Origin of the sequence: Polaromonas sp. A23, from assembly GCF_002001015.1 — a bacterium.
In the GTDB taxonomy this organism is placed as follows: domain Bacteria; phylum Pseudomonadota; class Gammaproteobacteria; order Burkholderiales; family Burkholderiaceae_C; genus Polaromonas.
Map to the genome: position 1 here is coordinate 315,113 of NZ_MUNO01000018.1, position 8,239 is coordinate 323,351.

The 8,239-nt window shown below is 62.8% G+C and carries 8 protein-coding genes; 6 read left to right on the forward strand and 2 right to left on the reverse strand.

Features of this window, described 5'->3' with window-relative positions:
- The first annotated feature begins 158 nt into the window (after positions 1 to 158).
- The 4 genes from B0B52_RS10420 (at position 159) to B0B52_RS10435 (ending at position 3,576) form a co-directional block, all read left to right on the forward strand.
- Positions 159 to 989, forward strand: a complete 831-nt coding sequence (locus B0B52_RS10420; protein ID WP_168173528.1) for a phosphate ABC transporter substrate-binding protein — start codon at positions 159 to 161, stop codon at positions 987 to 989.
- Between the two features lie 10 nt (positions 990 to 999).
- On the forward strand, positions 1,000 to 1,842 hold the full coding sequence (locus tag B0B52_RS10425; protein WP_077593552.1) for a phosphate ABC transporter substrate-binding protein: 843 nt from the start codon (positions 1,000 to 1,002) through the stop codon (positions 1,840 to 1,842).
- 56 nt (positions 1,843 to 1,898) lie between these two features.
- Complete coding sequence (locus B0B52_RS10430) at positions 1,899 to 3,002, forward strand: TAXI family TRAP transporter solute-binding subunit (RefSeq protein ID WP_077593553.1); 1,104 nt, start codon at positions 1,899 to 1,901, stop codon at positions 3,000 to 3,002.
- 103 nt (positions 3,003 to 3,105) lie between these two features.
- Positions 3,106 to 3,576, forward strand: a complete 471-nt coding sequence (locus B0B52_RS10435; RefSeq protein WP_077593554.1) for a nuclear transport factor 2 family protein — start codon at positions 3,106 to 3,108, stop codon at positions 3,574 to 3,576.
- Between the two features lie 11 nt (positions 3,577 to 3,587).
- Here B0B52_RS10435 and B0B52_RS10440 read toward each other — a convergent pair whose 3' ends face one another.
- Together B0B52_RS10440 and B0B52_RS10445 are read right to left on the reverse strand one after the other, a co-directional pair.
- The gene (locus tag B0B52_RS10440; RefSeq protein ID WP_077593555.1) at positions 3,588 to 4,001 is read right to left on the reverse strand and encodes a MerR family transcriptional regulator; all 414 of its coding nucleotides are present in this window, start codon (positions 3,999 to 4,001) and stop codon (positions 3,588 to 3,590) included.
- A gap of 170 nt (positions 4,002 to 4,171) precedes the next feature.
- Positions 4,172 to 5,083, reverse strand: coding sequence for a hypothetical protein (locus tag B0B52_RS10445; RefSeq protein ID WP_077593556.1), 912 nt, complete (start codon positions 5,081 to 5,083; stop codon positions 4,172 to 4,174).
- Between the two features lie 111 nt (positions 5,084 to 5,194).
- Between B0B52_RS10445 and B0B52_RS10450 the strand changes: the two genes are divergently transcribed.
- Positions 5,195 to 5,773 (forward strand): DUF2889 domain-containing protein, encoded by a 579-nt coding sequence (locus B0B52_RS10450; protein WP_077593557.1) that lies wholly within the window; start codon positions 5,195 to 5,197, stop codon positions 5,771 to 5,773.
- Positions 5,774 to 6,013: 240 nt separating this feature from the next.
- Positions 6,014 to 8,239, forward strand: a 2,226-nt coding sequence (locus B0B52_RS10455) for a penicillin-binding protein 1A (RefSeq protein ID WP_077593558.1), incomplete at its 3' end; no start/stop codon positions are given.

The window sequence follows — 8,239 nt, forward strand, 5'->3', positions numbered from 1 at the left end:
GCGCGGCCGCCTTGCCATTCGGGACGTCATTCGGGCTGGTGTTAAGGAAAAAGTACGCTCTTCAAGCTCCTAGGCACGGCGACACATAACCCCTACAATTTCCCGAAAACAGCGGCCTGGTAAATCCACAGGCCCAATGGAGGAGGACGATGCGACCCTTGCCCAGACCGAGCCCCCGTGCTTTTCAGTTCGCCGCGCTGGTGCTGCTTGTGGCATGGGGCGGCGCAGCGTCCGGCGTTGAGCCCAACTCCGTACAGGTTCGCGGCTCCACCACCTTCATGCCGGTGGCCCAGCACATTGCCGAGTCCTATATGAAAGAGCAGCCCGGGGCAGCAATCACCCTGGCTGGCAGCGGCTCCGCGCGCGGCTACAAGTCCATCATGGACGGCACCACCGACATCGCGCTGGTCGACGGCCCGCCGCCGCTCGACCTGAAGCGCGAGATGGACCGGCACGGCACCAAGCTTGTCAGCCTGACCGTGGCCTACAGCGCCATGGTTGCGGTGGTTCATCCGTCCAACCCGATCATCAGCCTCACGCCAGAGCAGCTGCGGCATGTTTTCACCGGCCGCATCACCGACTGGAAATTGCTGGGCGGCAAGGCCGGCCCCATCCAGGTCTTCATTGGTTCGCCCACCAGCGGCATGACGCAGGCCTGGAAAACAGCTGTTCTTGGTGCAGACGATGTCTTCATGGCGAAAGCCGTCGTGCTGCGCGGCCGGGAAAAGTTGCCGAAGGTCGCCAGCAACCCGGCTGCCATTACCTTCATGTCGTCTTCAGAGGTTGATAAACATGTGCGCGCGCTGCAAACCAGCGGCATTGCCGCCACCACGCAGACGGTGCTCAACGGCACCTATCCCTTGCGCATCTCGGTGATGCTGATAACCAGCGACAAGCCCAGCCCGGCGACGCAGCGCTTCATGCAGTACTTTTCTGCGCATCGCAAGGGCATTGAGATGGCCGGCCTTGTGATTGCAGACAAAAAATGAGGAGCCTCGCATGCATGTACCCATGAGCAGGCGTGCGGCCTTGCTGGCGCTTGCGGCTACGGGCGTTGTCGTCGGCGGTGCCGCCATCGGTTGGCGCCGGCTGCACCGTCCGGCTCCGCGCAAGGAACTGCTGATTGCCGGGGCCAGCGCGATGGTGGGCCTGAATGAAGCGCTGGCGAAAGAGTTTTCCAGGCTGCACCCTGACGTCGACATTGTGGTGGACAAAGGCGGCTCTTTGCCCGCCTTGCTGGCACTCAAACGCGGTGCGATTGACCTCGCGGCGATGTCGCGCGACCTGACGGTGCTGGAGGACGACCTGCGCGTTCGCAACTTCATGATCGCCAGGAACGAAATCAGCATTCTGGTGAACAAGGCCTTGCCGCTCAAGGCCTTGTCGTCGCAGCAGGTCAGGTCTGTGTTTGCGGGTGAGGTGACCAACTGGAAGCAGGTGGGCGGGCCCGACGCGGCGGTGCATGTGATCTCGCGCACGGACGGCTCCAGCTCGCGCCTTTTTATTGAAGACGTGGTGCTTGATGGCCGGGACATCGTGCCCACCGCGCAGGAAATGCAGACACACCAGGAGGTGGCGCAACGGGTCGCAGCCGACCCGCTGGCCATCGGTTTTATTGCGCTGAACTACCAGCATGATGTGACCGCCACGGTCAAATACCTGGAGATCGACGGGGTGGCCGCTTCGCGGGAGACGATTCTTTCGGGGCGTTATCCGTTCATGGAGTCGTTTTACCTGGTGGGCACACGCAAGGAGGGGCCGGCGCACGACTTCATTGCGTTTGCGCTGAGCCCTGCGGGGCAGAAGATCGTGGCACAGCGATTTTTCATACCGATCGGCTAAGGCGATGCTTGAAAACACCTTGTCCTCTCATTCCTTCATGAATCCGGGAGCAGGCCATGGCCAGCGAAGCTGAGAAGATAGTTTTTGATGTGCTGGACAGGATGCAGCGCAATGCGCGCGTGCGTGCGGTGCTGGCCGTTTCCTTGCTTGCGGCGTTGGTGGGCATAGGCGCTTACATGCTGTATGACGTGTTGCCGCGCCAGCATACGATCACCATCACCGGCGGTGACATTCTGAGCAACCGCCATTTCCTGGCCAAGGTACTGCAGGAAGAGTCTGCTGAACGCGGTGTGTCGCTGCGCGTCAACCCCAGCTTCGGAACGCACGAAGCACTGGCCATGATTGACCGGGGGGAACTGGACATGGCCTTGATCCAGGGTGGGCTGGAGACTCACTACCCCCATGTGACGCATGTGGCCACCTTGTTGCCGGAGCTGCTGCACGTGATCGTGCGGCCGGACATCACCGACGTGGCCAGCCTGCGCGGAAAGATGGTCAACCTGGGCAGCAGAAACGGCGGCACGCGCGTGGTTGCCCGGCAAATGCTCGAGTTCTCAGGTCTGACGCAAGTGGATTACACCGAGTCCAACCTGGACATGGAGGAGCTGGTTTCCGCGCACCCGGAAAAGCTGCCGGACGCCGCCATATTGATTTCTTCCGCGCCCTCGGAAGTGGCCGAGTTTCTGGTGAAAGAGCGTGGCTACCGGGTGCTTGAAATTCCGTTTCCGGCGTCGCTGGCTTTGCGCCTGGGCTGGGTGACGGACAGCAAGATGCTGGCTTACACCTACAGCGTCAAGCCGCCCGTGCCGGCCTCCGACATCCGGACCATCGGCGTCAACCTGCATCTGGTTGCCAATGAAGACGTGGACCCGCGCGCCGTCTACAAAGTGCTTGAAACCCTTTTCAGCCCTGGCCTGGAGGTGCGGCTGCGCACGAAGATGGACGAGGCCCGGCTGACCGTGCCTTCGGGCTACCCGCTGTCGGAAGGAACCAAAAAATTCCTGGCCCGCAAGAACCCGATTCTCTCGGCGGAAAACTTCGACAAGGTCAAGTCTTTCCTGGGCTTGTTGCTGTCCGCTGCTTCGGCCCTGTTGATCATCTTCAAATGGTTCAAGGGCAGCCCCGAAGAAGTCAAAGCCCCGGAAAAGCCAGCGGGTTAGCCGGCAGCAGAGTGACGGGGCAGGCCAGGCGCTTGACCTCGAGTGCACTCTAGCTTTTCCAATCAGGTTCTCTTCAATTTTTATGAAATGAAAAGGACCTGATATGCACAAGCAAGCCAACGCCCAAATAGCGGCGAAAAACCCTGCAGCGCAAAACCCCGCGGCGCAAACCCCGACCGAACGCAACCGCCAGTTGATGCAGGCCATCTTTGACGAACTGGCCAAAGGCAACGGCAAGCCCTTTGTAGACGCCATGGCCGACGACTTCTGCTGGATATTGCCGGGCCAGACGGCGTGGTCTCGGCGTTATGAAGGTAAGCAGGCCGTGCGCGAAGAACTCTTTCGCCCGCTGTTCGCACAGTTTGAAGGCCAGTACACCAACCGGGCCATCAATATCATTGCCGATGGCAACAAGGTGGCGGTGGAATGCCGCGGCAAGGTGACCACAAAAAAAGGCAAGCCCTACAACAACACCTACTGCTACGTCTGCCGGCTGGAGGGCGGCAAGCTCAAGGAACTGGTGGAGTACATGGACACGCAACTGGTGGACGCCGCACTGGATGCGCCGGGCTGAGGATGGTTTGCTTACTTGCTGGTCGCAGCCCGCGCCAGCCACTTGTCGTACATGGCGATTTTGTGGTCCACCAGGGCCACAGCGTCACGCAGTTCGTCGGCGCGCTGCTGCACCTGGGTGCGGTGCTGCAGCAGCAGCTCGCGGCAGTCGGCCAGCGCGGCCTTGCCCTGGCGCACCAGGCGTGCGTAGGCCTGCATGTCGCGCACACTCATGCCGGAGGCGCGCAGGCGGCTGATCAGGCCCAGCCATTCCACATGCGCCTGCGAGAACACGCGCCGTCCACCCGCGTCGCGCGCGGCGCCGGGCATGAGGCGCTGCGCTTCGTACCAGCGGATGGTGTGCACGCTGCGCCCGCTCAGGCGGGCCAGCTCGCCGATACGCAGAGTGGGTGTGTCGTTCAAGAGGGGTGTTGCAGTGGTGGCCATGCCGGGATTCTGTCGCAGCCGAGCGCTGCGTTCAAGCCCGGGTTGAATTTGTACAGGTTGAGTTTGCTATGAAAATAGTAGCTGCTTGCGCCCGTAAGCAAAGGGCTGCAACCCGATTTCATTCATAAAAACCCGCCAAACACGCTTTTGAGTGCCCTGGCAAGCGGCCCTCATGCGAGCGCAACGGCCAGGAGCTGCGAGGCAACAGCCGGGTCGTCTGAGTCGGTGACCATCAGCAGTTGCCCGTTCCCGGCCAATGCAATGCCTTCTATCTTGGGTGCGCCGCTAACAGCTTGCACGCGCTGCAACTTGCCGTCAGCGCTGACCCAGCCTATGGCAGATCCGCCGCAGCGGCCGTCGGTGTAGCTGTCGCGCGTGTCTTCTGCCACGGCGCTGAAGATCCAGCCGCCGCCGGGCAGGGCGGCACCGTCGGTAAAGCCCAGAGGAATGCCGTCCACGTCGCCCAGCTCCAGGTGCAGGATGCGGCTGGCCTCAGGCGGTGCGCTTTGGTGGCCGGCAAGCCAGCCGAGCATGGCGTGCAAGGGGAATTCGACGCAGGCGTTGCGCGCGTCGCCCTTGTTGCCGCGCTGCAGCAGGCAAAAGCGCTCGCCGGCCACAAAGGCGCCTTCGATGTTGAGCATGGGAAAGTCGGCGGCCAGAGGCTGGTACATCCCGGCCAGGTCCACGACGCGGGCGGCGCCGTGCAAGCCACCTTCGGCATCCAGCGGCAACACCAGGGCTTGTTGCCGATTAGGCTTGGAGCCGGAACCCACGGCCAGCAACGCGCCGTGCGGCTGGCCCGCCATGGCCGGGAGCAGGGCCAGGGCTTCGAAGTCGGGTTTGCGCTTTTTGCGCTTGTCCTTGTCATCAGGCAGATCGCCTGGAACAAGGCGGTGCAGATGCACCGGCGTTGCAAACTCGCCGCTGGCGGCGAAGCGGCCGAGGTGATGCTCATCGTCAGCCACCACGTACAGCCAGGGCCCCGCCTGTACCATGCCGCTGGCTGCGCTCAGGTGCGCCTGCCCGCGCGGATGGGCGGCAGGCTCGAGGAGCAGGTCTCGGAGATGAAGAGGAATAAGCATGGGAGAGTGAGCGAGATGTAAGGCCTTCTGGCGGTGCGGTCAAGCCGGCGGGGGGAGCTTGCTGATGCCAGTCTGAGAAAATGCAACTGTCACCCTTCAACGAAGTTTCTCATGCCTCTGCCTGCACCCCAAGCCCGAACCCATTTGCACACCCGCGCTGTTGTTTACCGCGGCTATCAGCGTCAGGACGGGCTGTGGGACATCGAAGCCGAAATGTCCGACGTGCGCACCTACGAACATGTTCGCTCCGAGCGCGGCGTGCCGGCGGGCACGCCGATTCACGGCATGGCCATACGCGCCACGGTAGACGACGGGCTGGTGATTCGCGAAATCGCCAGTGCCAGCGACCATGCGCCCTTCGGTGAATGCCAGCAGGGCATTGACCCGATGCAGCAGATGGTGGGCGTGACCATGGGGCCGGGCTGGCGCCAGGCCATCGAGAAGGCGCTGGGCGGCATACGCGGCTGCACGCACCTGCGGGAGATGCTGTTCAACATGGCGACGGCGGCTTACCAGACGGTGCCGGTGTACCGCGGCCACCTGCGCGCGCAGGCCGGCCTGACGGAGTACGACAACGCCAACCCGCCGTACCACCTGGGCAAATGTATTGCCTGGGATTTCGACGGCGCGGTTGTGGCGCGGCACTACCCGAAGTTTGCGGGCTGGCAGCCGCTCAAGCGCAAGGTTTGAGTTGGCGGAGCTGGCGGGTGGACGGACCGCTCGGCCTGGCCTGAGTGGGCTGGATTTTTGGCTCCATTTGCTGCAAAAATAATAGCTGCTTCTCCTTGCAGATAAAGGGCCGGGGCCTGATTTTGTGCAGCAAACAGGCACCGACACACCTGGAGCCCGAAAAGGCAGCATGGGGCCCGCTGTTACCGACAGAAACCGTCCTGACAGCCGCTTCACGCGCAGCGCCTACACTGGCAGGCGATGAAAAACCTACTCGCCCGTATTCAACCTTTTGTGACGCAGGCATGGGCGCAGGCGCTGCACCATGTGCGCAACCCCACCCGGCGCGGTGTGGCCTTGTGCGTGGCCGCCTTGCCGCTGTTGCTTCTGCTGTATGCGCTGATCCTGATCCCCTTCACGCCGAGCATCATGGACATCCTGAAATCCAAGACGCAGCAGCCGGCGGTGGTGATGTCGGCCGATGGCAAGGAGCTGGCTGCGTTCAAACGCACCAACCGCGACCGCATCAAGCTGGCCGATATTTCGCCCAACGTGGTGGCGGCGTTGATTTCTACCGAAGACCACCGTTTTTACGAGCACCACGGTATTGACCTCAAGCGCACCTTTGCGGCCGTGTTTCACACGTTCAGCGGCGACCTGCAGGGCGGCTCGACCATCACGCAGCAGCTGGCCCGCAACATGTACCCGGAAGAGGTGGGCCGCTCGCGCAGCGTGACGCGCAAGATCAAGGAACTCATCACGGCGCTGAAGATCGAGGCGATTTATTCCAAGGAAGAAATTCTTGAGACCTACCTCAACACCGTGCCCTTTCTCTACAACGCTTATGGCATTGAGATGGCGGCGCAGACTTATTTTGACAAACCGGCCAACAAGCTGGACGTGCTGGAAAGCGCCACGCTGATCGGCATGCTCAAGGGCACGAGTTACTACAACCCGGTCATCAACCCCGAGCGCGCAACGCAGCGCCGCAACATCGTGCTGGCGCAGATGGTCAAACACGGCAAGCTCGAGGCCAAAAAACTGGACGCCCTGAAGAAGAGGCCGCTCAAGCTGGACTTTGAACGGCAAAACGAGCCGCTGGGCGCCGCCCCGCACCTGAGCCAGCAGATCAGGCGTTGGCTGATCGACTGGGCCGACCGCCATGACTACAACATTTATGCCGACGGCCTGGTGGTGCGCACCACCATTGACTCACGGCTGCAGGCGCAGGCCAACCAGGCGCTGGTGCGCCAGGCCGAGCGGCTGCAGGGCGTGGCCAACAACGAGTGGGGCCCGCGCCGCTGGGCTTCAAGCAAGGACGTGGTGCAGACCTTTGTGCGCGAAAGCGCCGAGTACAAGGCGGCGCGCGAAACGGGTCTGACGGAGGCCGAAGCCTTGAAGCAGGTGCAGGCCAATGCAGCTTTCATGCAGACACTGCGGCAGGACAAGACGCGCCTGCAGGCCGGCTTCATGGCGCTGGACCCGCGCAATGGCCATATCAAAGCCTGGGTGGGCAGCCGCAGTTTTGCGCAGGACCCGTTTGACCACGTGTCCCAGGCGCGCAGGCAACCGGGTTCAACCTTCAAGCCTTTTGTGTACGGCGCTGCGTTTGAAAACGGCGCACGCCCGAGCGACACCTTCATGGACGGCGATGTGGAAATTCCCCTGGGCAATGGCACTGTCTGGCGCCCACGGGACGGCAGCACTCCGCCTTCCTATGCGCCCATGAGCCTGCGCGATGGCCTGGCGTTTTCCAAAAACACCATCACTGCCCAGGTGATGCAGAGCGTGGGCCCCGCCAAGGTGGCCAGCCTGGCGCAGGCCATGGGCGTGCGGCAGAGCAAGCTTGACGTGGTGCCCTCGCTCGCGCTAGGCACCAGCCCGGTGACGCTCAAGGAAATGGTGTCCGCCTACGGAACCATTGCCAACAGCGGCAGCTATATTGAGCCCTTCCTGATTACCCAGGTGGAAGACAGGAACGGCAAGGTGCTGGAGCGCTTTGCCCCCCTTGCGCCCGAGCTTGCGCTGTCTATACCTTCTGCGCAGGTGCTGCTGGACGTGATGCGCGGCGTGATTGACCGCGGTACCGGCACCGGCATTCGTTCGCGCTTCGGCATTCAGGCCGACGTGGCGGGCAAGACCGGCACCACGCAGGACAACACCGACGGCTGGTTTGTACTGATGCATTCGCAACTGGTGGCGGGCGCCTGGGTCGGCTTCAACGACAACCGCATCACGCTCAGCGACTACTGGGGCCAGGGCGCCCATAGCGCGCTACCCATCGTGGGCGATTTTTTCCAGCAGGCGTTGCGCAGCAAGGTGGTGGACCCGAACGCCACCTTCGAAGCGCCGCGCGGCGGCGGCATGGCGGAGCAGATTCCGCAGGCGCTGGACCAGGTGCAGGAGTGGCTCAGGGGCCTCTTCCCGCCCCGGCCTGACCAGCCGCAAGGCCCGGCGTCGCCGCAACCCGACGGGCCACCCTACAAC

Bases quoted from the DNA above. Each gene is read 5' to 3' on its own strand.
- B0B52_RS10450 (WP_077593557.1), top strand. From the start codon at position 5,195: ATGCCTCTGCCTGCACCCCAAGCCCGAACCCATTTGCACACCCGCGCT.
- B0B52_RS10440 (WP_077593555.1), bottom strand. From the start codon at position 4,001: ATGGCCACCACTGCAACACCCCTCTTGAACGACACACCCACTCTGCGT.
- B0B52_RS10435 (WP_077593554.1), top strand. From the start codon at position 3,106: ATGCACAAGCAAGCCAACGCCCAAATAGCGGCGAAAAACCCTGCAGCG.
- B0B52_RS10430 (WP_077593553.1), top strand. From the start codon at position 1,899: ATGGCCAGCGAAGCTGAGAAGATAGTTTTTGATGTGCTGGACAGGATG.
- B0B52_RS10445 (WP_077593556.1), bottom strand. From the start codon at position 5,083: ATGCTTATTCCTCTTCATCTCCGAGACCTGCTCCTCGAGCCTGCCGCC.
- B0B52_RS10425 (WP_077593552.1), top strand. From the start codon at position 1,000: ATGCATGTACCCATGAGCAGGCGTGCGGCCTTGCTGGCGCTTGCGGCT.